Origin of the sequence: Pseudomonas chaetocerotis (assembly GCF_015712105.2) — a bacterium.
In the GTDB taxonomy this organism is placed as follows: domain Bacteria; phylum Pseudomonadota; class Gammaproteobacteria; order Pseudomonadales; family Pseudomonadaceae; genus Aquipseudomonas; species Aquipseudomonas chaetocerotis.
In genome coordinates, this window is record NZ_JACFYX020000007.1 from 119,523 (window position 1) to 144,705 (window position 25,183).

Below are 25,183 nucleotides of genomic sequence, written 5' to 3' on the forward strand. Positions count from 1 at the left end.
TATCCAGGCAAACTGCGCCAGGGCAATTTTGGTCACTGCCCATGGCGCGGCGCCGCATCTATGGCGCCAGGGCGATTTCAAGGGGCAGACGGTACTCCCATCTGCTGGCCGATTCAAGCCGGGACCGGTCGTCGTTCGGCGGCTTTACAGGTCAAATCGACGAGGGTTATAAGAGCCGCGGGAGAGCTCATAAGAAGAGGACAGGGTCCATGAGTCAGAATGATCGAGCGTACAGCGAGAAACGCGACTACATCCGCATGCGACTGGAAGCTGCAGTCGTACTCCATCACGCTGGCCGGGAAATTCCTGCACTGTGCCTGGATCTTTCCAGTACCGGCATGCAAATCGAGGCTGAAGCTGCCCTGAGCATGGGCGACAAGGTCAAGGTCCACATCCCTTCAGAGCACAGCGAACTCGCCGGCCTCGACGCCCAGGCCGAAGTGGTGCGAATAGGCGATCTGGGCGACGGTCGTCAGTCGCTGGGCCTGGCAATCATCTCCATGAGCTGAAATCTGCATTTACGAAAAAGGCGGCTCTAGAGCCGCCTTTTTTGCATCTGTCAGCGCTTAAAAGTCGTCTTCGACCTGCCCATCCTTGACCTTGAACTCACGGCTCTGCAGGTAGGCGTTGCGAATGAAGATGTACTTGTCGCCGCTGATCAGACGCTCGGCCTGCAACAGGTTGGCGCGGGTGTCGACCACCTGCACGCCTCGGGTGACGTTACGGGTCGGCACGTGATCCATGTACGGATACGGCGTCAGGAAGCTGTCCGGTACTCGACCAGTGGCATCACGCACGGTGCTTGGGCCGAGAAGCGGGATGACCAGGTAAGGGCCGCTGTTCAGGCCCCAGACGCCAAGGGTCTGACCGAAGTCTTCGTCGTTCTTGCCCAGGCCCATGTGCTTGGCCACGTCGAAGAAGCCCAGTACGCCAAAGGTGGTGTTGAAGATCAGGCGACCGGTATCGACACCGGCGTTGTGCAGCTTGCCCTGCAGCAAGTTGTTGGCCAGGTTGCCAACGTCGCCGATGTTACCGAACACGTTATGCACGCCATCTTCGAGAAACTGTGGCGTGACAGCCCGGTAACCCTGGGCGATCGGCTTCAGCGCATAGGTGTCGACGGTATCGTTGAAGCGGAAGATCGGACGATTGAAACTTTCCCAAGGATCTTCTTCCGAAGCCGCCTGACTCATCGCAGGCAGCAGGCTCAGGCCGACGAGGGCCATCAGGCCACCCAGGCGCGAGATCCAGCGAGCACCGATCACATGCATTTAAATCTCTCCTTGAGGAAAACAATGTGGCCACCGCCAGCGGGCCGAATGCCGCGTAGTATAAAGCCTGGAGCCCTGATTGGGCAGCATAGCGAAGAAAAGCGATGACTGACGAAACCTTGCTGCACACTGCACACATCCCCGTGCGCTGGGGCGACATGGACAGCTACGGGCATGTCAACAACATCATCTACATGCAGTATCTGGAAGAGGCCCGCGTCGCCTGGTTCGAGCTGGCCGGCGTGCCGATGAGCAACGTGCCATTCGGCCCGGTGGTACTGCAGACCCAACATACCTACCTGAAACCGGTGATACACCCTGCCACCGTGGTGGTGGAACTGCGGGCCGGCGCGGTGGGGCGCAGCAGCCTGGTGATCGCACACCGGCTGACCACCGCCGAAGACCCGCTCACGGTCTACGGTGAGGGTTACTGCAAACTGGTGTGGATCGACCATGTAAGCGGCAGATCGGTGGCCCTGCCGGAGCATGTACGCGCCCTGTTCAACGTCACCTAGCGGTCATATTACGGTCATCCTTCGGCGTTAGATTGGCCTAGGCCAATGCCACGGATGATCCCATGCCCTCCCCCTGCACCGCCCTGATCCTTCAACTGTCCGGTTGCCTGGTCGACTTCGGCGCCCGCACGCTACCCGTCGCACTGCAACGACTATATCCCGAGCACACGCCCCCGAACCTCGCTGCTACGCCGCAAAAGACACTGGACGCATGGTTAGGCAAGCCGCCAACCGCAGCACAACGGCAAGCACTGCAACAGACCCTGAGCGAAGTGGCCGGCGACCATGCCGAGCTAACCCCAGGTGCTGCACAGTTGTTGCAAACCCTGCATGCCACCGACACGCCCTGCGCCTGGCTGGACGACCTGCCAGCCGATGCCAGCCTGCGCCTGGCCGAAGCGCTACCAACGCCCATCGAAGCGGTACTGGCGCACCAGGCCAGGCCGTGGCCGGCACCAGACAGCTGCTGGCAAGCCTTGAGCCAGCTGGACGTCGAGCGCCTGGATGGCTGTATTGTCGTCAGCGGGAATCCGCTGTTGCTGCAAGCCGGGCTCAATGCCGGCTGCTGGACCATCGGCCTGGCTGCCTGTGGCCCACTCTGCGGTTACGCCCTGGCCGACTGGCAGGCACTTGACGCGAGCGATCAGGAACACCTGCGCGCCCAGGCCACGCTGCAACTCTATCGTCTGGGTGTGCATTCGGTGGTCGATCACCTGGGGGAAATCGAGGCCAGCCTGGACGATATCGGCGTGCGCCGGAGCAAGGGCGAAAAGCCCTGAGCCTTTGACTCGGATCAGGCAAAGCCGGCCCGCTTGGATTAACCTTCATGTACGGGTTGAAAACTTCCAGCGCCGCTGGGGGTCAATGCCTAAGCTGATTCGATAAGGAGAACTCTATGCCAGCAAGCGACCTGCAGCAGCAACTGGAAGCCCTCCAGCAACACCTGGCCCAGGACACGCCGCTCAGCGAGGAAGAACGCGCCTCGCTTTACCTGCTGACCCAGGAAATCGAAGTGCAATTGGCGCGTGAAGCCGCCTCTGCGCCTGACGCTACGCTGGTCGATGGTGTCAATCTGGCGGTAGAACGCTTCGAGGCCAGCCACCCTACTCTCGCCGGCACCCTGCGCAACATCATGCAGAGCCTGGCCAATATGGGCATCTGAATGCCCTGCCCCGGCTAACATCGAGCAATTCAAGAAAATGCCGCCATTTGGCGGCATTTTTCATGGGCTACTGGCGCGCCAGGCGGCCATTTTCCGGCGTGATCGCCTCGGTACTGCGATACGGATTGATATCCAGCCCGCCGCGACGCACATAACGCGCATAGACAGTCAAAGACTGCGGCTGCAGCAGGCGCTGCAGATCGAGAAAGATGCGCTCCACGCACTGTTCGTGGAAATCGGCGTGCTGACGGAAGCTCACCAGATAAGCCAGCAGGCTGGCGTGATCCAGTGCCGCGCCGCGGTACTGCACGACAAGACTGCCCCAGTCCGGTTGGCCGGTGACCGGGCAGTTGGACTTGAGCAGGTGGCTGTGCAGGCTCTCTTCCACCACACGGCCAGCATCGCAACGCAGCAGCTCGGGCTGCGGGTGATCGTACTGGCTGACGCGGATGTCCAGTTCGTCGATGCACTGACCCGGCAGCGTCGCCACGCCTTCTTCAGAAACCTCGGCCAGTGAGCGCAGGCTCACCGCCACCGGCTTGCCGGCCACAGCGGACAGGTCACGTACCAGCGTCGCTTGCAGCTCATCCCAAGTGGCGAAAGCCGATTGGTTCAGGGAGTTGAGGTACAGCTTGAACGACTTCGACTCGATGATGTTCGGCGAGTCTGCAGGAATGGCGAACTCACCGATGGCCACCACCGGCTTGCCGGACGGCAGCAGCCAGGACAGTTCGTAGCAGTTCCAGTAGTCCACGCCCTGATACGGCAGGCTGGCGCCATCGAGGCCCAGCTCCGCCCACTTGGTGGTACGCGAGATGGGAAACAGCAGCTCTGGGCTGTACTCGGCGATGTACTGGCTGGACTTGCCCAGCGGGGAATGTTCGGCGGGGTGCTGCATGGCGAGTAATCCAGGGTGGAGAAAAACCGCGCGAGTTTAACGGGTTGACCGGTCAGCCGCACGCACCAAGCCAGATACGATCTCATCGTAGGGTGCGCCATGCGCACCGGCAGTTTACAAAGCCAACACCATGGGAGTGGGCTGTAGCAGCGACAAGAGCTTGCCGCCAAAGCACCTCGCACAGGTACATGCCACGAGATCGAGAAAGCCGGTGCGCACGGCGTACCCTACACCTCAGCCGGCTCCTGCTCGATCTTGCGCAACGGCGCCCAGCGGCGCAGCAGCAGGTACAGCGTCGGAATCACGTAGAGGGTGAAGAAGGTGCCGACCAGCAGCCCGCCGACGATCACCAGGCCGATCTGCTGACGGCTTTCCGCGCCGGCGCCGCTGGCGATGGCCAGCGGTAGCGAGCCGAGCACCATGGCACCGGTGGTCATCAGGATCGGCCGCAGGCGCTGCACCGCGGCCTCGATCACCGCCTCACGCAGCGCCTTGCCCTCGCGCAACAAGTGGTTGGCGAACTCGACGATGAGGATGCCGTGCTTGGTGATCAGGCCAATCAGGGTCACCAAACCAATCTGCGAGTAGATGTTCCAGGTACCGCCGAACAGTTTCAGCGCCAGCAAGGCGCCCGCCATCGACAGGGGCACGCTGAACAGGATGATCAACGGATCGCTGAAGCTCTCGAACTGCGCAGCCAGCACCAGGAAGATGAACGCCAGTGCCAGGGCGAAGATCAGCAGGATGCCCGAGCTGGACTCCTTGAAGTCGCGTGAAGTGCCGGTGTAGTCGTATTGCGTCTCCGGTGGGAATACTTCACGAGCTGCGACTTCCAGATGATTGAGCGCCTCACCCAGGGTATATCCGGTGCCGACGTTGGCACTGATGGTCACCGCACGCAGCTGGTTGAAGTGATTGAGCTCGCGCGGCGCCACGGTCTCGCGCACCTCGATCAGGTTGGACAGTTGCACCATGCCGCCGTCGCGATCACGCACGTAGACCCGATCCAGGTCCTGCGGATTGCTGCGGTCGATATCCTGCAACTGCACCATGACGTCGTACTGCTCGCCGTTCTGCTTGAAGCGGGTCACCTGGCGACTGCCGAACAGGCTTTCCAGGCTGCGCCCGATCACCGATACATCGGTGCCAACCGCCGTTGCCTGCTCACGGTTGACCGTGATCTTGAGCTGCGGCGAATTGAGTTTGAGATCGCTATCAAGCCCTTCCAGCCCCGGATAATCACGCATGCGCTCCATCAGCTGGTCGACATAGCCCTGCAGCTCGGCATATTCCATGGACGAGCGCACGACGAAGTTGATCGGCTGGTTACGCGCGCTCTGCCCCAGCGGCGGGCGGTTGACCGGCGTCACGCGCATGCCGGCGATGTCCTGCAACTGCGGCAACAACTCGTTGCGAATCTCGAACTGGGTACGCGAGCGGTCGCTCCAGTCCTCCAGCTTCATGAAGGAGATGCCCTGGGCCACCGTGGGGAAACCGGCGATCATCAGATAGCGATTGGTTTCCGGGATGCTCGCGTAAGCCGCCTCGACCTCGCGGCCGTAGCGCGCCGTGTAGTCGATGGTGGCGCCGTCCGGGCCATTGAACACGCCGACGATGGTGCCGGTGTCCTCGGTTGGCGCCAGCTCCGAGCGCAACCCGCCGAACAGCCAGGCGCAGATCAGGAATGCCCCAAGCAACACACCAAGCACCAGCGGCCAGGCGCGCAGCGCACGATCCAGGCTGTGCTTGTAGTTGTAGGTAAGGCCGTTGAGGAAGCCTTCGATGAGGTTGTACACGCGTCCATGGCGCTGCTCGTGCTGATGCGCTCTGAGCATCACCGCGCACATCATCGGCGTCAGCGTCAACGCCACGAAACCCGAAACCAGCACGGCGCCAGCCAGGGTCCAGGCGAACTCGGTGAACAGCTTCCCGGTGGTGCCCTGCATGAAGCCGATAGGTGCGAATACCGCAGCCAGGGTCAGGGTCATGGCGATCACCGCGAAGGCGATCTCGCGGCTGCCCTTGAAGGCAGCCTGCACTGGCTTCATCCCCGCCTCGATATGGCGATGGATGTTCTCCAGCATCACGATGGCGTCATCCACCACCAGGCCGATGGCCAGAACCATAGCCAGCAGGGTCAGGGTGTTGATGGTAAAGCCCATCAGCGACATCAGGGCGAAGGCGCCGATCAACGACACCGGGATGGTCACCAGCGGAATCAGCGTGGCGCGCAGCGAACGCAGGAAGATGAAAATGATCAGGATGACCAGCGCCACCGCCTCCCAGATGGTGGTGAAGACGTTGTCGATGGAGGCACGGATGAATTGCGAGTTGTCATTGGCCACGGTCATGTTCATGCCGTCGGGCAGCAACGCCTGGACGTCGTCCCAGGCAGCCTCGAGGCCGTCGGAGATATCCAGCGGGTTGGCCGTGGCCTGCTTGACCAGGCCCAGGGTCACTGCAGGTAAACCATTGAAGCGCACCACGGTGCGTTCGTCGCGCGGCCCCACTTCGGCGTAGCCGACATCGGACAGGCGCAGCAGGTAACCTTGCGACTCGTCGAGAATCAACTCGTTGAACTGCTCCGGGGTACGCAGATCGGTTTCCGACAACACGCTGAACTCGCGCTCGCGTGACTCGATGCGCCCAGCGGGAATTTCTACGTTCTGCCGGCGCAACGCGGCCTCCACATCCTGCACGGTGAGGTTGTGTGCGGCGAGCTTTTCCGGGTCGAGCCAGATGCGCATGGAGAAGGTACGTGCGCCGCGCACCTGCACTTCCGATACGCCAGGAATGGTCTGCAGGCGGTCCTTGATCACCCGTTCGAGCAGGTCGGTGATCTCCATGGCGCTGTGCTGCTGGCTGTGGAAGGCGATCCAGATCACCGGTTGGGCGTCGGCTTCGACCTTCTGCACGATGGGCTCGTCGACTTCGTCCGGCAGCAGGCTGCGCACCCGACCCAGGCGATCGCGCACGTCATTGGCAGCCTCATCAGCGCTGCGGCCGAGGCGGAACTGCGCAGTGATCTGGGTGTTTTCCGCGCGACTGATGGAGGTGACGAAATCCAGTCCCTCGATGCCCGAGAGCACGTCTTCCACCGGCTGCGCCACCTGCGATTCCATGATTTCCGGACTCGCGCCAGGATAGGTGACCTGCACGGTGACGATGGGCACGTCGATATTGGGGTATTCACGTACGTTGAGGCGGTCGTAGGCCATCAGCCCCAACAGCACCACGATCAGCGAAAGAACGGTGGCGAATACCGGTCGACGAATGCAGACGTCGGAGAGTGTCACGGCTGGCGCTCCCCGCTCTTGGTACGCACGGCCAGCCCTTCGCGCACACGCTGCCATCCGGCGCTGATGATGGTTTCGTCGCCCTGCAGACCTTCACGTACTTCGACCAGCCCGTCGAAACGCTTGCCCAGCCTCACCTCACGATGCTCGACCTTGCCATCGACCACCAGGTTGACCAGCAACTTGTCGCCCTGCGGCATCACCGCTTCCTCGGGAATCACCCGCGCATTGGGCCGCTCCTCGAGAATTACCGAAACGCGAACGAACTGGCCCGGACGCAGGCGGCGGTCATCGTTGCCAATATGCGCGCGGATCGCCTGGCTGCGCCCGGCTTCATCCAGACGCGGGTTGATGGCGAAGATTTCGCCGCGAAAGCGCTCGCCCGGATAGGTATCGAGGGTGATTTCCACGGTCTGACCGAGGCGCACCTGGGCCACGGCCTTCTGCGGAATGCGGAAGTCGACCTTGAGCGGGTCGAGCACTTCCAGATTGACGATGTTCTGCCCGGCGCTGAGGTAATCACCAACGCTGGCCTGGCGCAGACCGAGGGTGCCGTCATGCGGCGCCTTGATCTGGGTCTTGTCGAGCCGCGCCTGGGCCAGCGCCTGACTGGCACGCGCGGCCTGCAGTTGGCTCTGTGCTTCGTCCAGCGCCTGGGCATTACTGGCACCGCGCTGGAACAGCATCTGCGCACGCTGGTGGTTTTTCTCGGCGAGGTCGAGATTGGCACGCGCCTGGGCGAATTCGGCGCGGGCAATCGCATCATCGAGGCTGATCAGCAGGTCGCCAGCGGTCACCGCCTGGCCCTCGCGGAAATGCAGGGTGGCCAGGCGACCTTCGACTTCCGGCCGAATCATCACCGACTCGTCGGAGCGTAGCGAACCGAAGGTGATCAGCTCGTCACGTACCTCCACCTGCCGCACCGACACGACCTCGACCATTGGGCCTTCGGCTGCACTCACAGGCGCAACGAAGGTACCCAGCAACAACCATGGAAGAGCACGCAACAGCACGGTCATGATCAGCCCCTTTTATTCGGTAGAGGCGGAGTCTAACCGGCCGCTGCGTCACTGACAGATGCGCAAGTTATTTCGCTATGTTTTTTCTAGCGCCGCCACATTCTGTAGGAGCGGCGTTAGCCACCAGCATTCAAGCGTAGCCCGGATGAAATCCGAGGAGCACAGCAGCCATCTCCCTGATTTCATCCGGGCTACACATTAACGTTTAGGCGCGGTTGCGCCGCGAGAATCGCGAATAAATCCGCCCCTGCACAGCGGCAAACGTCACTGACGCATGCCGCGCCCACTGACCAGCAAGCGGATGCACAGCGTGTAAAGCGCGGCCGTGGCCAGCAGCATGAAGCCGATGGCCACGCCGATGCGGATGTCGGACACCCCGAGAATACCGTAGCGGAAGGCGTTGACCATGTGCAGGATGGGGTTACCCAGCGACACCGTCTGCCAGAACGGCGGCAACAGCGTGATGGAGTAGAACACTCCGCCCAGGTAGGTCAGCGGTGTCAGCACGAAAGTCGGAATGATCGAAATGTCGTCGAAGTTGCGCGCATACACCGCGTTGACGAAGCCACCCAGGGAGAAGATGGTCGCCGTCAGCAGCACCACCAGCACGGTCACGCCCAGGTGATGTACCTGCAGGTGAGTGAAGAACAACGACAACAACGTGACGATGAAGCCCACCGCCAACCCGCGCAGCACGCCACCGACGACGAAACCGATGAGGATGGTGTGCGGTGATACCGGCGACACCAGCAACTCCTCGACGTTGCGCTGGAACTTGCTGCCGAAGAAGCTCGACACCACGTTGCCGTAGCTGTTGGTGATCACCGACATCATGATCAGCCCCGGCACGATGTACTCCATGTAGCTGAAGCCACCCATGTCGCCGATCTGCCGGCCGATCAGGTTACCGAAGATCACGAAGTACAGGACCATGGTGATCGCCGGCGGTAGCAGGGTCTGCGGCCAGATACGCACGAACCGGCGGATTTCACGGTGAACGATGGTACGCAGGGCCACCAGGTTGGCGGCGAATTCGCTGTTGAGGTACTGAGAAGTCATTGCGCCACCTTGGCCAGGTTCTTTTCCACCAGGGAGACGAACAGCTCCTCCAGGCGATTGCTCTTGTTACGCAGGCTGAGCACCTCGACCTGCTGCTGCGCCAGTTGCTGGAACAGCGCGTTGAGGCCCTGGCTCTTCTCCACCTGCACTTCCAGGGTGTGGTGATCGACCAGACGCGCCGGATAGCCCTGCAGCGTCGGCACTGAGCTGTAGGAATCCTTGAGGTCGAAAAGAAAGGTCTCGACGTGCAGTTTCTTGAGCAAATCCTTCATGCTGCTCAGCTCGACGATACGGCCGTGGTCGATGATGCCGATGTTGCGACACAACTGCTCGGCCTCTTCCAGATAGTGGGTAGTCAGGATGATGGTGGTGCCCTGCTTGTTCAGCTCGGTGAGGAAGCTCCACATCGAACGGCGCAGCTCGATATCCACCCCGGCAGTCGGCTCGTCGAGAATCAGCAGGCGCGGCTGATGTACCAGGGCGCGGGCGATCATCAGGCGGCGCTTCATGCCGCCGGACAGCTCGCGGGAAGCCACGTTACGCTTGTCCCACAGGCCGAGCTGGGTCAGGTACTGCTCGGCGCGTTCCTTGGCGATCGATCGCGGAATACCGTAGTAGCCGGCCTGGGTGACGACGATGTCGAACACCTTCTCGAACTGGTTGAAGTTGAACTCCTGCGGCACCACGCCCAGGCAGCGCTTGAGCGCGTAGGGTTCGCGGTCGAGGTCATGGCCGAACACGCTGACCGTGCCGCTGCTCTTGTTCACCAGCGTGGAGAGCACGCCGATGGTGGTGGACTTGCCAGCGCCGTTGGGGCCGAGCAAGGCGAAGAAGTCCCCTTCGGCAACGTCCAGATCGATGCCGTGCAGGGCCTGGAAGCCGTTTCCGTAGGTCTTGGTCAACTGGCGAATGGTCAGGGCGGAGCTCATGAAGATGGGGTTTCCCGCGCGAGAGTGAGGTCGTTATAGATGAGGGCGGACGCAGGCGATTGCAACCGCGTGTTTCGTCCGCTCATTGCTGGCATGCACCCTACCTACCCTGGCGCGCGGAGAAAAGGCCGTCCTGCCGATCTTGATTATCGACTCAGTCGATAACACTGGCCTCACACTGCATGTCGCCACTGAGCTGCAACGCACCGGCCTCAAACAGGTGCGGATAACAGACGCGCAGATGATCGAAAAACAGTCGCTCGGGCAGATCCTCGAACTGGCCGTGGTCATGCAGGTACTCCATGTACCGCTCGCCCCTGTCGTTGTAAGGGTGGAAGACGCTGTCATGCACGCCGTCGAATTCCAGCGGCGCTACCTTGAATACCCGGCACAACGCCTCGTTGAACGCCGGCGTGGCCTTCACCCAGCGCCCGTCCAGATACAGCTCGGTATAGCCGTGCATGGCGAATACCTCACTGCGCAGCAACTCAAACAGACGCGGCGTGGACAGATGATTGCGTACGTCGGCCAGGCCGATACGCGCGGCAATACCGCAATGCCGGGCACAAGCGGCAAGCAGATTGGCCTTGGGCACGCAGTAGGACTCAGCGCTCGCCAGCGCATGGCTGGCCTTCAATGTCTGCGCATCGAGACTGAAGGCGTAGGGGTTGTAACGAATCTCGTCACGTACCGCGAGATATAGCGACACAGCCTGACTGATCGGTTCTCGTGAGGCGCCACGCCAACGTTCGGCGAACTCGACTACCGATGGGTGGTCACTGTCAATGAAGCGGCCGGGACGTAGAAAGGTCTGCATGACGGATACTCCTGAAGTTCGCTTCAGTCTAATCCCGTCGATTGCGCCACGCTGACGACGATCCGGCCAAGCTCACCGCCCCTGCCGCCAATTAGCGCTATGCTCGGGGCGTCGCCCGCTCGAATCATGGAGGAATGCACATGCTCGTCATCTGGTTGCTGGTTCTGCTGCTCGGGGTCACCTACCTGGCCCATAGCCGTACCGCCGCCCTGCCTGCCCTCGGCATCACCGCAGCCTACCTGGTGGCCATGGCGTTGTTCAGCCCGGTACCGGGCTGGTTGCAACTGCTGCTGTGGATCGTCACCGGTGCCGTCGCCGCGTTCATCCTGCTCGGCGACCTACGTAGACAACTGTTCACCCGCCCATTGTTCGCCTGGTTCCAGCGCGTGCTGCCGCCGATGTCGGAAACCGAGCGCGACGCCATCGAAGCCGGCACCGTCTGGTGGGATGGTGAACTGTTCAGCGGCAAACCGGACTGGGACAAGCTGCTGGCCTATCCCAAGGCCACGCTGAGCGAAGAAGAACAGGCGTTCATCGACGGCCCCACCGAAGAACTCTGCGCGATGATCAGCGACTGGCAGGTCGGCCAGCAGATGGATCTGCCGGAGAAAGCCTGGGAGCACATCAAGCAGCACGGTTTCTTCGCCCTGATCATTCCCAAGGAATACGGCGGCAAGGGTTTTTCCGCCTATGCCCACTCGCAGGTGGCGATGAAACTGGCCACACGCAGCGGCGACCTGGCCTCCACCGTGATGGTGCCCAACTCCCTCGGCCCGGCTGAGTTGCTACTGCATTACGGCACCGACGCCCAGCGCCAGCACTACCTGCCGCGCCTGGCGCGTGGCGAGGACATTCCCTGCTTCGCCCTCACCGGCCCGCTGGCCGGCTCCGACGCCGGCGCCATGCCGGACACCGGGATCATCTGCAAGGGCCAGTACAACGGCGAGGAAGTGATCGGCCTGCGCCTGAACTGGGAGAAGCGCTACATCACCCTCGGCCCGGTGGCCACCCTGCTCGGTCTGGCCTTCAAGGCCTACGACCCGGATCACCTGCTGGGCGACAAGGAAGACCTGGGCATCAGCCTGGCACTGATTCCCACCGATACTCCCGGCGTGGAAATCGGCCGTCGCCATCTGCCACTGGGCGCCGCCTTCATGAACGGGCCGAATTCGGGCAAGGACGTGTTCATTCCGCTGGAGTACCTGATCGGTGGCCAGGAGTACCTCGGCAAGGGCTGGATGATGCTGATGAACTGCCTGTCGGTCGGTCGCTCCATCTCGCTGCCGGCGGTCGGCACCGGCGCGGCCAAGTTCACCAGCCTCGCCACCGGCCAGTACGCGCAACTGCGTGAGCAGTTCAACGTGCCGCTGGCTGCCTTCGAAGGCATCCAGGAAGCCCTGGCGCGCATCGGCGGCAACGCCTGGCTGATGGACAGCGCGCGCATCCTCACCGCCAACGCCGTCGACCTGGGCGAGAAACCCTCGGTGCTCTCGGCGATCCTCAAGTATCACCTGACCGAACGCGGCCGCGAGTGTATCGGCCACGCCATGGACGTGCACGGCGGCAAGGGCATCATCATGGGCCCGAACAACTACCTGGCTCGCTCCTGGCAGGGGGCGCCGATCTTCATCACCGTCGAGGGCGCCAACATCCTCTCGCGCAACCTGATGATCTTCGGCCAGGGCGCCATTCGCTGCCATCCCTACGTGCTCAAGGAAATGGCCCTGGCCGACCGCGAGGACAAGGACCAGGCATTGGCCGAGTTCGACTCGCTGCTGATGAGCCATATCGGCTTCGCCGTCGGCAACGCCGCCAGCAGCTTCCTCCTCGGCTTGACCCTCAACCGCCTGGGCCAGGTGCCCGGCGACGATATCAGCCAGCCCTACTACCGCGCGCTCAACCGCCTGGCCGCAGCCTTCGCCCTGTGCGCCGACAGCAGCATGATGCTGCTCGGCGGCGATCTGAAGCGACGCGAGCGCCTGTCTGCGCGCCTGGGCGACGTGCTCAGCCACCTCTACCTGGGCTCGGCCGCACTCAAGCGCTACCACGATCTGGACTACCCGCAAGCGATTCGTCCGCTGCTGCGCTGGGCCATGGAGGAAAACCTCCATCATGCCGAGCAAGCGCTGGATGACCTGCTGAGCAACTTCCCCAACCGCCTGTTCGGTTGCCTGCTGAAAGTGCTGGTGTTCCCGCTGGGCCGCCGCCATCAGGGCCCCAGCGACGAACTGGACGCCGAAGTGGCCGCGATCATCGGTCGCCAGGCCGGCGACCCGGCCCTGGAATCGGTACTGGAAGGCTGCTATCGCCCGCAGGCCGATCAGGATTCGGTTGGCGCCCTGCAGCACGCGCTGAACCTGGTGCAGGCCAGTCAGGATGCGCGCAAGCGCCTGCACCAGGCGCTCAAGGATGGCAGCCTGCAACCGGCGCCGGGTCAGGATGCAATCGAAGCGGCGATCGCTGCCGGCATCCTCGACGGCGAACAGGGCCAGCGCCTGCAGGCGGCCGAAGCGGCGCGCCGTCGGGTGATCGACGTCGACGACTTCGCCAAGGAAGAACTCAAGCTGAGCCGCGGCAAGGTGCGCTGAGTCGAACCGCTTGTGGGAGGGGCTTTAGCCGCGAGTTTCTTGCGTCGCGGCTACGACTGCAGGGATGCAGGAGGTAGAGCAAAGCAGGATGCCCGAGCCGAAAGCCCCTCCCACGAAAGCCACCCAAGCAGGACAGCGGGCGCCAGGAACTCTATACTCCTGCGCCCGTTTTACCCTTCAGGAACCTGCACCATGGCCAGTCATCTCGAACACCACCTCGCCCTGCTCAACCACCTGCGCGGCATTCTCGTCGCCCTGGGCGAAGCCGAGCAGGTGCTCGACGACAGCCATGCCCTGTTCCTCGAGCGCTACGACGAACTGCTCGCCGAACTGCCGAGCGATCCGGTATCCAGCCAGTACCTCGGTCAGGACCTGATCAGCCAGGTCTTCCACCGCTACCCGCAAATCGCCCACCTGGTACCGCGCGACCTGCTGTGGTTCTTTGGCGGCGACTGCCTGCACTTCATGCCCGACGAGGAAATCGCCCTGTACCAGGCCCTCGACGAGCGCCGCTTCGAAGCCGAAGAGAACGGCGAACCTTTCGACTGGAACCAGGAAAAGCAACTGCTGGCCCTGCCCACCGACAGCTCCAAGCACTGATCTGCCAATAAACAAAAGGCCCGCACGGTAAACCGGCGGGCCTTTTGTTTTGTGCCTGTAAAAACGACAGAAACGAAAACGCCGCTCGATTGAGCGGCGTTTTCGTTTATTTGGAGCGGGAAACGAGACTCGAACTCGCGACCCCGACCTTGGCAAGGTCGTGCTCTACCAACTGAGCTATTCCCGCGGTACAACGTTGAAGTGGCGTCCCCTAGGGGACTCGAACCCCTGTTACCGCCGTGAAAGGGCGGTGTCCTAGGCCACTAGACGAAGGGGACCTGGAACTTCGTTTGAAATCCTGCCGAAGCAGCATTTCCAAATTTTGGAGCGGGAAACGAGACTCGAACTCGCGACCCCGACCTTGGCAAGGTCGTGCTCTACCAACTGAGCTATTCCCGCATTACAGCTTGAAAGTGGCGTCCCCTAGGGGACTCGAACCCCTGTTACCGCCGTGAAAGGGCGGTGTCCTAGGCCACTAGACGAAGGGGACACACCCCGGAACATCAAGCAACTTTCCGGCTTCCTTCGCTCTGTTTCTAGCATTGCGCTGGAAGTGGCGCGCATTCTATGGAGCCTTTCGAGGGTCGTCAACCTCTCTCTAAAAAATTTTTAAAATCAAAGACTTCAGCCCATAAATCGATATGCCACTAGGAGCCATGCAGCCAAGCCACTACACTCGGTCGAAAAGTCGATTCTCGAGAGGTCCCAAGCAGTGTCCGCACTCGTGATAACCATGCTGATCGTCGGCGGCATCGCCCTGCTGATGATGATTGCCTACATCAACCACGCCGTCGAGAACAGCAAGCTGGAAAAAGCGCGCCAGCGCGCTGATCTGCTCGACCGCATTCGTCGCTGCCAGGATATCTCCGAACGCATGCCCGGACAGCTGATGACACCGCAGCTGAAGCTGCTGCTGAGCCAGTTGCAGCTGCAAGTCAGCGAACGCCTGCTACCGCTGGATAAGCAGAACACCAAACTGCAGAACGATATCGACACCCTCAAGGCCCAGATCGCTCAGGGCGAATCCATCCCGGTGAAGAACCCACCACAACCCATCGCCAACGAAGCCAAGGCCAAGGATGTACGTTTCCTGCTGGAAAACCTGCACGCCCTTATCACCAGCTCGGCACAGGGTGGCCTGTTGCCCGCCAACGATGGCAAGCATTGGCTCAAGCAGATTCGTCAGATGCTGGTGCTTGTGCATATCGAGTTCTTCAGCACCCTGGGCCAGACGGCCATGCAGCAGAACCAACCTGGCCAGGCCCGCCTGGCCTTCGAACGCGGCGTGCAGTACCTGCGCAAGCAACCTGACCCGGCCCCTTATCAGACGCAGCTCAAGCGTTTCGAAGAGCAATTGGCGCGCGCCAATGCCATGGTGCTCAACAACAACGCCCCCACAGCGGATGAACCCAGCCAGTTGACCGAAGGTCTGAAGGACCTGGAAGAGGACTGGAAGAAGAAGAACATCTACGACTGAGCAAACGACCGCCTTCGCTCAGTCAGCCACGTTGACCGCCGATAGGAGCTGCAATGAGCCTGACCGTTTATGGGGCCCCCCTGTCCCCCTTCGTCCGCAAACTCTGCCTGTGCCTGATCGAAAAGGGCCTGGATTACGAGCTCGAAGTGGTCATGCCCTTCGGCCAGCCAGACTGGTTTCGCGAGCTCAATCCGCTAGGCCGTATTCCTGCCTTTCGCGATGGCGACCTCAAGCTGGCGGACTCCAGTGTCATCTGCCAGTACCTGGAGGAGCGCTATCCAGAGCACAAACCGCTGTATGGCGACGGTGCGGAGCAACGTGCCAAGGTACGCTGGCTGGAAAAATACGCGGACTACGAGTTGGCGCCGCTGTGTACCTTCACCGTGTTTCGCAACCGCGTGCTGAAAGCCACCATGGGCCAGCCATGCGATGAGGAAAAGGTGCAGCAGACGCTCAAGGACAAGCTGCCCAATCACTTCGACTATTTCGAGGCCACACTGGGCGACGCGCCCTATTTCCTTGGCGAACATCTGTCCATGGCCGACCTGGCGCTGGCCAGCCAGTTGATCAACATGGAGCACGGCGGGGAAACCCTGGATGCCGGCCGATGGCCGAACCTCGCGGCGCACTACGCGCGCATCAAGGGCAGCGCCTGCGTGCAGCAGCTACTGCCGCGCGAGCTGCGCACACTGGAGAAGATAGGCGCCAAGCGCTGAACACGCCTGCTTCGTAGGGTGCGCCGTGCGCACCGCTCTGAAATCAGCTTAGGCAGCGCCTTAAACCAACGGTGCGCGCGGCGCCCCCACCGGATCGTGTCCAAACCGCCGCATCGCTACAGGCAGAGTCACGCCAGAGGCGTATTCAGCAGTCGCTGGCGGCCAGGAATATCGCTGCCAGCGCTTCGATACCGGCCTGATCCACCTCGGTGAACCGCCCCACCGACGGGCTGTCCAGATCCAGCACACCGATCAGGCGCCCTTCCTTGACCAGAGGCACCACCAGCTCACTGTTCGATGCACTGTCGCAGGCAATGTGCCCCGGGAAGGCGTGCACATCCTCGACTCGCTGGGTTTGCAGGCTGGCCGCCGCAGCGCCGCAGACACCACGACCGAAGGCGATACGCACACAGGCCACCTTGCCCTGGAACGGGCCGAGCACCAGCTCGCCATCCTTCACCAGATAAAGGCCGGCCCAGTTCAGATCGGCCAGCTCGTGAAACAGGAAGGCGGAAAACTGCGCAGCATTGGCGATGAAGTCGCGCTCGCCGCTAAGCAATGCCTGCAATTGTGCACTCAGCAGCGGGTAACCGTTGAGATCACCACCCGCCTGAGAAAGATCGATCATGCCTGTTGCTCCAGCAGTTGCAGCCCGACCCAGTGGCGGGCGAATTGATAGGCGCAGCGGCCATTGCGGTTACCGCGGCCCAGCGCCCAACGAATGGCGGCTTTTTCCAGCGCCTCGTCCCAGCTCCAGTCGAGCCCGGCCTGACGCGCCTGCACGTCAACCCAGTGACGCACGACGAGCAGGAAGTGATCCTGGCTGAAGGGATAGAACGACAGCCACAAGCCAAAACGGTCGGACAGCGCGATCTTGTCCTCCACCGCCTCGTTGGGATGTAGCTCGCCGTCGACCCGCTTCCAGTTCTCGTTATCGCTCTGATGCTCGGGCACCAAATGGCGACGGTTGGAGGTGGCGTACAGCAGCACGTTATCCGGCGCCTGCTCCAGCGAGCCGTCGAGCACGCTCTTGAGCACCCGGTAGTCGCCCTCGCCCGCTTCGAACGACAGATCGTCGCAGAACAGCACGAAACGCTGCGGCAACGCGGCCAGCAACTCCACCACACGCGGCAGGTCGGCCAGGTGATCGCGTTCGATTTCGATCAGACGCAGGCCGGCCTTGGCGTGTTCGGCGAGCAAGGCGCGCACCAGCGACGACTTTCCGGTACCGCGCGCCCCCCAAAGCAAGGCGTGGTTGGCCGGCATGCGGCTGACGAACTGACGGGTGTTGCGCGCCAGTTGCTCGCGCTGGGCGTCCACACCCAGCAGGTCGCTCAGCGACAGGTCGAGGCTGACATCCAGCGGCATCAGGTAGCCACTGCGACCATCACGCACCCAGCGAGCCGCCATACACTTGCTCCAGTCCACGTGCGGACGCAGTGCGGGCAACAACGGCTCGATGCGCTCCAGCACCTGCTCGGCGCGGGCAAGAAAATCCAGTAACCGGGAATCCACGATCTACTACTCCTTTTGCGCAGAACCGCACGTTGCAGGCTCTGCCAGTACAGGGTCGCTATCAGCTATGCTTTGCAGGCGCCCAGGGATCAGAGACCACGCACGCATTTATGGACATTTCGCTCACCAATCGCCTGTCGTTCAAACAGGCCGGCCTGACCGTCCTGGTGGCGTTTATTCTTGGTACGCTGCTGAGCGTCACCCAGGTGGCGGTCGATTATGCCAGCGAAGAGGCGTCCATCAACCGCGAGATTCGCGCGCTGCTGGAAATCAGCCACAACCCCGCCGCCCGCATCGCCTACAACATCGACGCGGAACTGGCGCAGGAGCTGGTCCTCGGCCTGTTGCGCTCACCCGCGGTGACCCGCGCCGAACTGATCGACAACAGCGGTCTGGTCCTGGCCAGCGTCAGCCGCCCACGTAGCGAAAGCCGTTATCGGGTATTCAGCGACAGCCTGTTCGGCGCTCAGCGACAGTTCCAGGACCCACTCCACGTAAGCCATGCGCCCAACGAAGCCCTGGGTTTTCTGCGCCTGGAAGTCGACACCTACGCCTTCGGCAGTCACTTTCTCAGACGTTCACTGCTGACTCTGCTCACCGGTTTCGCGCGCAGCCTGCTGCTGTCGCTTATTCTGCTGGTGCTTTTCTATTTCATGCTGACCAAGCCCCTGACCGGGGTGATTCGTGCACTCAGCGAACGTAACCCGCAAGACCCACAGCACCGCCCCGTGCCCTGCCCCAAGGGCCACGAGCGCGACGAGATCGGCACCCTGGTGGAGGTCACCAACCGCCAGCTGTCGAGCATCGCCCTGGAGATCGAGCAAAGGCGCAACGCCGAAGACCGCCTGACCCAGTACCTGAACGAACTGGAAAACATCGTCTCGGCACGCACTGCCGAGCTCAAGGCCACAAACGCCCGTCTCAGCCAGTCCAACCGTGAACTGGAGGTGGCGCGCACCACCGCCCTGAACATGGCGCAGGCGCGCTCGGCCTTTCTGGCCAACATGAGCCATGAGATCCGCACGCCGCTCAACGGCCTGCTGGGCATGCTCGCATTGGCCCTGGACGGCCCGCTCAGCGCGGAACAGCGCCAGCAACTGGGCATCGCCCATGACTCTGGCAAGGTGCTGGTGGAACTGCTCAACGACATTCTCGACCTGTCCAAATTCGAAGCAGGCCAGCTCGAACTGGAGCAAATTCCCTTCGACCCCGGCGCCTTGGCCGAGGAAACCGCCAGCCTGCTGTCACAGAATGCCGCTAGCGCGGTAGAGCTGACCTGCCTGATCGATCCGGCACTGCCGACCCAGGTGCTGGGCGACCCGACACGGGTGCGCCAGATCGTCAGCAACCTGCTGTCCAATGCGCTCAAATTCACCCGTTTCGGCCGCGTCGACCTGATCGTCGCCTGCAGTCAGGAAGGCATCAGCATTCGCGTGCGCGATACCGGCATCGGCATCGCAGAAGATGCTCAAGCACGCATTTTCCAGCCCTTCGCCCAGGCAGAAGTGGGCATCACCCGTGAATACGGCGGCACCGGACTCGGCCTGGCGCTGACGCGACGCCTGTGCGAAGCGATGCAAGGCCAGCTGACGCTGCAGTCGAAAGAGGGCTTCGGCAGCGAGTTCTGCGCCCAACTGCCGCTGCCCGCTCATGCTCAAGCCAGCTCACAACCGTCACTACAAGGCCGCATCGTGGCCATGACACCAGCCAGTAGCGGCCTGCAGCAGATGCTCAGCCAATGGCTGCCAACCTGGGGCCTGAGTTATCAGCGCCTGGATACCGACGCCAGCCTGCACGGTGTGGATGCCGACCTGCTGATCAGCGATTGTCCGGAATGCCTGCTGGGTATGCGCCCGGCGATCAGTACGCCGGTACTGCTGGTCACCGCCTATGGCAACTTCTTGCCACACGAGCAGGCGCAGCGCCTCATGCCGCTACTGCAGATCGCCCGCCCGCTGGCGCGCAACGGCCTGCTGCAGGTGCTGCGGCATATCCTGCACAGCGAAGACGGCGACCTGCAAAGCAGCGCCCAGGCGCAACCCGCGCGGGAAAGTACGGCGCGCGTGCTGCTGGTCGAAGACAACCCGGTCAACCAGATGGTCGCCAAAGGCATGCTGGCCAAGCTCGGCTATCAGGTGCTGGTCGCCGCACACGGCGCGGAAGCATTGGAGGTGCTGGAGCAGGAGCCAATCGACCTGATCCTGATGGACTGCAACATGCCGGTGATGGATGGCTACGAAGCCAGCCGACGCATCCGCAGCAATGGCCGCTGGCCGGAGTTGCCCATCGTCGCCCTGACCGCCAATGCGCTGTCCGACGAGCGCGAGCGCTGCCGCGCTGCCGGCATGAACGATTACCTGGCCAAACCCTTCCGCCGTGAAGAGCTGGCAGTCATGCTCGACACCTGGCTGCCCGATGAGGTCAGTCGCTGAGCCGAGCGAGCAGTCGATCCAGGCTGCGCCGCAGCCCTTCCATTTCCAGCAGATCCTGATCGCCGAACTGGCAGAGCAACTGCGCCTTCAGTGGCAGGACCTGAGCCTGCACCGCCCTGCCAGCGTCGCTCAGGGCCAGATGCACCTCGCGTTCATCCGTCTGCGCGCGACGGCGCTGCACCAGGCCCATCTGCTCCAGGCGCTTGAGCAGCGGCGTCAGGGTGCCGGAGTCGAGCTGCAGGCGTTGCCCAAGCGCCTTGAGCGTCGGTTGCTCGGGCGCCCGCTCCTGCCACTCCCACAGCACCAGCATCGCCAGGTATTGCGGGTAGGTCAGGCCGAGCGCGTCGAGCATCGGCTTGTAGGCACGGATCACCGCACGCGAGGCGGCGTAGAGCTTGAAGCACAGCTGATTGTCCAGCTGCAGCCCGGCGGTATCGAAAGCGCTCATTTCAGCAGGGCTTCGATCTCGCTGCTCAGTTCTTCAGGCTTGGTGGTCGGGGCGAAGCGCTTGACCACCTTGCCGTCCTCGCCGATCAGGAACTTGGTGAAGTTCCACTTGATCCCCTGGCTGCCCAGCAGGCCCGGTGCGCGCTTCTTCAACTGCACGAACAGCGGATGAGCGCCTGCGCCATTGACGTCGACCTTCTTGAACAGCGGGAAGCTGACGCCGAAGTTCAGCTCGCAAAACTCGGAGATCGCCCCCTCGTCACCCGGCTCCTGCTTGCCAAACTGGTTGCAGGGGAAACCGAGCACCACCAGGCCCTTGTCCTTGTATTGCTGCCAGACGTTCTCCAGGCCCTTGTACTGCGGGGTGAAGCCACATTTACTGGCGGTATTGACCACCAGCACAGCCTTGCCGCCGAAGTCGGCCAGAGTCTTCTGCTCGCCCTTGATGGTGGTGACCGGAATATCGAAAAGTGCGTTGCTCATGGGAAGTCGTCCTGGATGGGCTTGAAGTGACGAACAAAGTAGCGAGCAATTAAATTGCATGCAATTTAATAAATGCAAAATAAGGCGCATCGATAGCGCACTATCGTAGGGTGTCGCGGGGCCGCCTGGGCTCTGCGCAACGCGGGGCATTACGATATCGGTCGGTGCGCATGGCGCACCCTACGAAACGGTGGCGCCCAACGCTCGCACCAGAGCCACCAACTGCGGCGCATCGCCCTTAACACGGACGCGTAAGCCATCGATCTCGCGGCGCATGGGGTAATGCTTGCGCAAGTGATCGAACGCAGCCTTGCGGGCATCGGCATCGCCGGCCAGGCTGCGGCGAAAATCCGCATCGTCGCGGCGTGGGTCGTACACCGCGCGGCACAGGCTGGCCAAGGCCCAGGCCGGGTCCGCGCTGGCCTCGATACTCAGTTCGCTCAGCCAGGGCGCCGGCAACAGATCGCCAAGGATCACCTGTTCGGCCACGCCCAGCGCCCGGCAGCAGGCCTGGTAGATCTGCGCCGTGCCGCGCAGTTTGCCGTCCAGGCTGTAGCCGGCGATATGCGGCGTCGCCAGCTGGCACAGGGCGGCCAACTCGACATCGGCCAGCGGCTCGCCTTCCCAGACATCCAGCACCACCTTCAGATCAGGCCGCTGCGGCAGCAGGCTGCGCAGCGCGGTGTTGTCCACCACGGCACCACGGCTGGCGTTGATCAGCCAGGTTCCTGGCTTCAATGCCGCCAGGCGAGTCGCACTGAACAGATGCCGCGTCGAAGCGTCCAGCGGTGTGTGCAGGCTGATCACATCGCACTCGTCGATGATCTGCTCCAGGCTGACGAAATCGCCGCCCTCGGCAGCCTGACGCGGCGGGTCGCACACGTGCACCTGCCAGCCCAGCCCCTGCAACAGAGTGACCAGACGCCCGCCGACCTGCCCCGCCCCCACCACTCCGTAAACGCGCGCCGCCGGGTCTACGCCCTCGCGCTCGGCCAGGGTCAGCACGCTGCCCAGCACGTAATCCACCACGCCGCGAGCATTGCAACCGGGGGCACTGCTCCAGGCGATGCCAGCTTCAGCGAAGTAATCGAGATCCAGGTGATCGGTGCCGATGGTGCAGGTGCCGACGAAACGCACCCGGCTGCCTTCGAGCAAGGCGCGGCTGACCTGCGTCACCGAGCGCACCAGCAGCAGGTCGGCATCACGCACATCGGCCGCGGTGATGCCGCGCCCGGGCAAGCGGCGAATGCTGCCGAACGCAGCGAAGAACTCATCGAGCAGGGGAATGTTCTCGTCGGCGACTATGTGCATGGCAGGCTCCATCGGGAAGGCCGCCATTCTAAGTCAGCCGACACCTCAGCGTCGCCTCGAGAGCCACCAGACAGAGGCACCGATCGCGCTTTCCTGACCGACACGTCAAGGCGTAGACTACGCGGTTTCCTGCCATCCCGAAGAGTCGAAATGTCTACCGACACCCGCCTTGGCCGCGTGCGCACGGAACTGCGCAGCCTGCTCATCCTGGCCACGCCCATCATCATCGCCCAGCTGGCGCATACCGCCATGGGCTTCGTCGATACACTGATGGCCGGGCGCGTGAGCCCGCACGATCTGGCCGCCGTGGCATTGGGCAACTCGATCTGGGTGCCGGTGTTCCTGCTGATGACCGGCATCCTGCTGGCCACCACACCCAAGGTCGCGCAGCGATTCGGCGCCGGCGCAGAGGCCGAGATCGGCCCGCTGGTGCGCCAGGCGCTCTGGCTGGCGCTGGCCGTCGGCGGCAGCGCGGCTGTGCTGCTGTGGAACGCCGAATTCATCCTGCGCACCATGAACGTCGACCCCGCACTGATCACCCCGGCGATGGGCTACCTGCGCGCGGTGGCCTGTGGCTTCCCGGCGGTGGCGCTGTACCATGTGCTGCGCTGTTTCAGCGATGGCCTGGGCCATACCCGCCCGAGCATGGTGCTGGGCATTCTGGGTCTGCTGCTGAACATTCCCGCCAACTACATCTTCATCTACGGCAAGTTCGGCCTGCCGGCCATGGGTGGCGTTGGCTGCGGCTGGGCGACCGCCCTGGTGATGGCTTTCATGCTGATCGGCATGCTGGTCTGGGTGAAGTGGGCGCCCTACTACCGCGCCAGCTCGCTATTCACGCGCTTCGAATGGCCGCAGTGGGCGGTGATCAAACGCCTGCTGAGCATTGGCGTGCCAATCGGCATCGCAGTGTTCGCCGAATCGAGCATCTTCGCGGTCATCGCCCTGCTCATCGGCGGCCTCGGCGCCACCGTGGTCGCCGGGCACCAGATCGCCCTGAACTTCAGCTCCATGGTGTTCATGATTCCCTACTCGCTGGCCATGGCCGCCACCGTGCGCGTCGGCCAGGCGCTGGGCCGTGGTCAGCCGCGCGAGGCGCGCTTCGCTGCCGGGGTAAGCATGGCGGCGGCGCTGGGCTACGCCTGCGTATCGGCAAGCCTGATGTTCCTGCTGCGCGAACAGATCGCGCAGATCTACACCCCGGACAAGACCGTGATCGCCGTCGCGGCAACGCTGATCGTCTATTCGGCGCTGTTCCAGTTCTCCGATGCCATTCAGGTGACGGCTGCCGGCGCGCTGCGTGGCTACCAGGACACGCGCATCACCATGCTGCTGACGCTGTTCGCCTACTGGGGCATCGGTCTGCCGGTGGGTTATGCGCTGGGGCTGTCCGACCTGTTCGGCGAACCGAGTGGCCCCAGCGGCCTTTGGCAGGGCCTGGTGGTCGGATTGACCTGCGCAGCCGCGATGCTCACCGTTCGCCTGGCGCGCAGCGCGCGCAAGCGCATTCGCCGAACCGCCTGAGTGATTGGATAGGTCGCAGATCAGCTCTAGACTAGGCGCATGAGTCGACCTGCCCTGATCCTCTGCTTCCTCCTGCTCGCTGGCTGCGGCCAGGCCAACGATGGCCTGGCCCTGCAAAGCGACTACCTCGAACGCCTGCAGCGCTCGCTCGACGCGCCGGACGTCAGCTCGTTGGACAGTCGCAGTATCAGTCAGTACCGCCTGCCCGCCAGGCGCGAGCGAATCTCGGAGATCCCCGAACTGCGCATCGGCCTGCTCGATCTGGTGATCGACGCGCGGCGCTGTCCGCACCTGCAACAGTTGATCAGCCAGCGCAACAGCAGCCTCGGCAAGCAGCTGATGCCCAGCCAGCGGCTGGGCTATGAAGGCGATCTGCTGCGCGCCATCGACGACTGCCTGCCCCATCTTCAGGACGACTCCAGCCTGAAGGCCACGCTGCAGCGTCTGGCCAGCGACAAGCGTCAGCAACTGCCTGCAGTGTTCTGGAATGCGCTCAACGGCAGCGCGGAGTTCGAGGACTACCTGCGTTTTGCCGACCAGGCCTTGCCGGTGGACGCTCAGCAAGACAGCGCCGCGCTGGACGCACTGCAGCGCCTGGTCAGCATCGGCGCCGCCCTGCCCGTGCAGCTACCGCCGAGCGCCGATCAGCTGGAGCCGCTGTTCTTCGCCCTCTACGCCAGCGAACAAGGCGGCCAGTTGATCACCAGCCTGGCCAGCCTGCGCCACACCCTCGACGTCGGCAGCGAACTGCTGGAGCAACGCCAGCAGAACCGCCCACTTTGCCCGCTGGGCCAGGCGACGCCGCGCGGGCGCATCCTGCAGAACATCTTCATCAAGTTCTACGCTGGTGGCCTGCAGCCTTATCTGGCCCAGGTCGATCAGCGTGGCCAGCAGTGGCAGGCGGCGCTGCTGCAATTGCAGCGCATCGACGGCATTCCCTCGGCTACCCACGAGCACCTGCAGCGCCTGGCCGGCGAGCAGGGTTCGTTATGGCAGGATTTCCGCACAGCCACGGCGCGTCACGTCAAGGCCTGGCAGGCGCTACTGAACAGCTGCGGCCTGGCGCCAGGACAGGCAGGCTGGAGTGGCGCACAAGAAGCCGGAACCCCGTAAGGTGCGGCATG

23 protein-coding genes and 4 tRNA genes are annotated in these 25,183 nt (G+C 62.9%); 11 read left to right on the forward strand and 16 right to left on the reverse strand.

Annotated elements, in window-relative coordinates:
* Window positions 1-209 precede the first annotated feature (209 nt).
* Complete coding sequence (locus H3221_RS14005) at window positions 210-509, forward strand: PilZ domain-containing protein (protein WP_017679273.1); 300 nt, start codon at window positions 210-212, stop codon at window positions 507-509.
* A 57-nt stretch (window positions 510-566) separates the two neighbouring features.
* Here H3221_RS14005 and H3221_RS14010 read toward each other — a convergent pair whose 3' ends face one another.
* Window positions 567-1,271, reverse strand: coding sequence for an MlaA family lipoprotein (locus tag H3221_RS14010; RefSeq protein WP_196475040.1), 705 nt, complete (start codon window positions 1,269-1,271; stop codon window positions 567-569).
* Window positions 1,272-1,375: 104 nt separating this feature from the next.
* Here H3221_RS14010 and H3221_RS14015 point away from each other — a divergent pair, with 104 nt between their 5' ends.
* The 3 genes from H3221_RS14015 to H3221_RS14025 all read left to right on the forward strand — a co-directional run bounded on the left by H3221_RS14015 (window position 1,376) and on the right by H3221_RS14025 (window position 2,948).
* Window positions 1,376-1,786 carry an acyl-CoA thioesterase gene (locus H3221_RS14015; protein ID WP_196475041.1) on the forward strand — a complete coding sequence of 137 codons (411 nt, stop codon included), beginning with the start codon at window positions 1,376-1,378 and terminating at the stop codon, window positions 1,784-1,786.
* A 62-nt stretch (window positions 1,787-1,848) separates the two neighbouring features.
* Window positions 1,849-2,565, forward strand: coding sequence for an HAD family phosphatase (locus H3221_RS14020; protein ID WP_196475042.1), 717 nt, complete (start codon window positions 1,849-1,851; stop codon window positions 2,563-2,565).
* A 116-nt stretch (window positions 2,566-2,681) separates the two neighbouring features.
* Window positions 2,682-2,948 carry a DUF4404 family protein gene (locus H3221_RS14025; protein ID WP_021490580.1) on the forward strand — a complete coding sequence of 89 codons (267 nt, stop codon included), beginning with the start codon at window positions 2,682-2,684 and terminating at the stop codon, window positions 2,946-2,948.
* Between the two features lie 67 nt (window positions 2,949-3,015).
* Here H3221_RS14025 and queF read toward each other — a convergent pair whose 3' ends face one another.
* The 6 genes from queF to H3221_RS14055 form a co-directional block, all read right to left on the reverse strand.
* Window positions 3,016-3,846 (reverse strand): NADPH-dependent 7-cyano-7-deazaguanine reductase QueF, encoded by an 831-nt coding sequence (queF, locus tag H3221_RS14030; RefSeq protein ID WP_196475043.1) that lies wholly within the window; start codon window positions 3,844-3,846, stop codon window positions 3,016-3,018.
* 227 nt (window positions 3,847-4,073) lie between these two features.
* Window positions 4,074-7,142: an efflux RND transporter permease subunit gene (locus H3221_RS14035; protein WP_196475044.1), complete on the reverse strand. Its 3,069-nt coding sequence runs from the start codon at window positions 7,140-7,142 to the stop codon at window positions 4,074-4,076.
* Window positions 7,139-8,161 carry an efflux RND transporter periplasmic adaptor subunit gene (locus H3221_RS14040; RefSeq protein WP_196475045.1) on the reverse strand — a complete coding sequence of 341 codons (1,023 nt, stop codon included), beginning with the start codon at window positions 8,159-8,161 and terminating at the stop codon, window positions 7,139-7,141. Before H3221_RS14040 ends, H3221_RS14035 begins: the two co-directional genes overlap by 4 nt.
* A 264-nt stretch (window positions 8,162-8,425) precedes the next feature.
* A complete protein-coding gene (locus H3221_RS14045; protein WP_160017727.1) occupies window positions 8,426-9,220 on the reverse strand; it encodes an ABC transporter permease in 795 nt (264 codons plus the stop codon).
* Window positions 9,217-10,149: an ABC transporter ATP-binding protein gene (locus H3221_RS14050; protein WP_196475046.1), complete on the reverse strand. Its 933-nt coding sequence runs from the start codon at window positions 10,147-10,149 to the stop codon at window positions 9,217-9,219. The genes H3221_RS14045 and H3221_RS14050 overlap by 4 nt, the downstream gene beginning before the upstream one ends.
* Window positions 10,150-10,303: 154 nt before the next feature.
* Window positions 10,304-10,966, reverse strand: coding sequence for a transglutaminase-like domain-containing protein (locus H3221_RS14055; RefSeq protein WP_196475047.1), 663 nt, complete (start codon window positions 10,964-10,966; stop codon window positions 10,304-10,306).
* 140 nt (window positions 10,967-11,106) lie between these two features.
* On the opposite strand from H3221_RS14055, the gene H3221_RS14060 reads away from it, so the two are divergent.
* Window positions 11,107-13,554 carry an acyl-CoA dehydrogenase gene (locus H3221_RS14060; protein WP_196475048.1) on the forward strand — a complete coding sequence of 816 codons (2,448 nt, stop codon included), beginning with the start codon at window positions 11,107-11,109 and terminating at the stop codon, window positions 13,552-13,554.
* Between the two features lie 192 nt (window positions 13,555-13,746).
* Window positions 13,747-14,154 carry a PA2817 family protein gene (locus tag H3221_RS14065; RefSeq protein WP_196475049.1) on the forward strand — a complete coding sequence of 136 codons (408 nt, stop codon included), beginning with the start codon at window positions 13,747-13,749 and terminating at the stop codon, window positions 14,152-14,154.
* Window positions 14,155-14,265: 111 nt separating this feature from the next.
* Here H3221_RS14065 and H3221_RS14070 read toward each other — a convergent pair.
* From H3221_RS14070 to H3221_RS14085, 4 genes are all read right to left on the reverse strand, one after another.
* Window positions 14,266-14,341: transfer RNA gene (locus H3221_RS14070), tRNA-Gly, on the reverse strand.
* A gap of 15 nt (window positions 14,342-14,356) precedes the next feature.
* Window positions 14,357-14,432: transfer RNA gene (locus H3221_RS14075), tRNA-Glu, on the reverse strand.
* Between the two features lie 45 nt (window positions 14,433-14,477).
* Window positions 14,478-14,553: transfer RNA gene (locus H3221_RS14080), tRNA-Gly, on the reverse strand.
* A gap of 15 nt (window positions 14,554-14,568) precedes the next feature.
* A tRNA-Glu gene (locus H3221_RS14085) sits at window positions 14,569-14,644 on the reverse strand.
* Between the two features lie 243 nt (window positions 14,645-14,887).
* Here H3221_RS14085 and H3221_RS14090 point away from each other — a divergent pair.
* Together H3221_RS14090 and H3221_RS14095 are read left to right on the forward strand one after the other, a co-directional pair.
* A complete protein-coding gene (locus H3221_RS14090; RefSeq protein WP_196475102.1) occupies window positions 14,888-15,631 on the forward strand; it encodes a hypothetical protein in 744 nt (247 codons plus the stop codon).
* Window positions 15,632-15,684: 53 nt separating this feature from the next.
* On the forward strand, window positions 15,685-16,347 hold the full coding sequence (locus H3221_RS14095; RefSeq protein WP_196475050.1) for a glutathione S-transferase family protein: 663 nt from the start codon (window positions 15,685-15,687) through the stop codon (window positions 16,345-16,347).
* A gap of 145 nt (window positions 16,348-16,492) precedes the next feature.
* On the opposite strand, the gene H3221_RS14100 is transcribed toward H3221_RS14095, so the two are convergent.
* The gene (locus tag H3221_RS14100) at window positions 16,493-16,975 is read right to left on the reverse strand and encodes a GAF domain-containing protein (RefSeq protein WP_196475051.1); all 483 of its coding nucleotides are present in this window, start codon (window positions 16,973-16,975) and stop codon (window positions 16,493-16,495) included.
* A complete protein-coding gene (locus H3221_RS14105) occupies window positions 16,972-17,862 on the reverse strand; it encodes an ATP-binding protein (protein ID WP_196475052.1) in 891 nt (296 codons plus the stop codon). The genes H3221_RS14100 and H3221_RS14105 overlap by 4 nt, the downstream gene beginning before the upstream one ends.
* A 110-nt stretch (window positions 17,863-17,972) precedes the next feature.
* Between H3221_RS14105 and H3221_RS14110 the strand changes: the two genes are divergently transcribed.
* Window positions 17,973-20,294 (forward strand): response regulator, encoded by a 2,322-nt coding sequence (locus H3221_RS14110; RefSeq protein WP_196475053.1) that lies wholly within the window; start codon window positions 17,973-17,975, stop codon window positions 20,292-20,294.
* On the opposite strand, the gene H3221_RS14115 is transcribed toward H3221_RS14110, so the two are convergent.
* The 3 genes from H3221_RS14115 to pdxB form a co-directional block, all read right to left on the reverse strand.
* Entirely contained in the window at window positions 20,284-20,742 is a 459-nt protein-coding gene (locus H3221_RS14115) for a MarR family winged helix-turn-helix transcriptional regulator (protein WP_160017711.1), read from the reverse strand. The two genes, H3221_RS14110 and H3221_RS14115, sit on opposite strands and share 11 nt — an antisense overlap.
* Window positions 20,739-21,224, reverse strand: a complete 486-nt coding sequence (locus tag H3221_RS14120; RefSeq protein WP_196475054.1) for a glutathione peroxidase — start codon at window positions 21,222-21,224, stop codon at window positions 20,739-20,741. The genes H3221_RS14115 and H3221_RS14120 overlap by 4 nt, the downstream gene beginning before the upstream one ends.
* A gap of 180 nt (window positions 21,225-21,404) precedes the next feature.
* Window positions 21,405-22,535 carry a 4-phosphoerythronate dehydrogenase PdxB gene (gene pdxB, locus H3221_RS14125; protein WP_196475055.1) on the reverse strand — a complete coding sequence of 377 codons (1,131 nt, stop codon included), beginning with the start codon at window positions 22,533-22,535 and terminating at the stop codon, window positions 21,405-21,407.
* A 150-nt stretch (window positions 22,536-22,685) separates the two neighbouring features.
* On the opposite strand from pdxB, the gene H3221_RS14130 reads away from it, so the two are divergent.
* The gene (locus tag H3221_RS14130; protein ID WP_196475056.1) at window positions 22,686-24,059 is read left to right on the forward strand and encodes an MATE family efflux transporter; all 1,374 of its coding nucleotides are present in this window, start codon (window positions 22,686-22,688) and stop codon (window positions 24,057-24,059) included.
* A gap of 39 nt (window positions 24,060-24,098) precedes the next feature.
* Complete coding sequence (locus tag H3221_RS14135; RefSeq protein WP_196475057.1) at window positions 24,099-25,172, forward strand: DUF3080 domain-containing protein; 1,074 nt, start codon at window positions 24,099-24,101, stop codon at window positions 25,170-25,172.
* The last annotated feature ends 11 nt before the right edge of the window (window positions 25,173-25,183 follow it).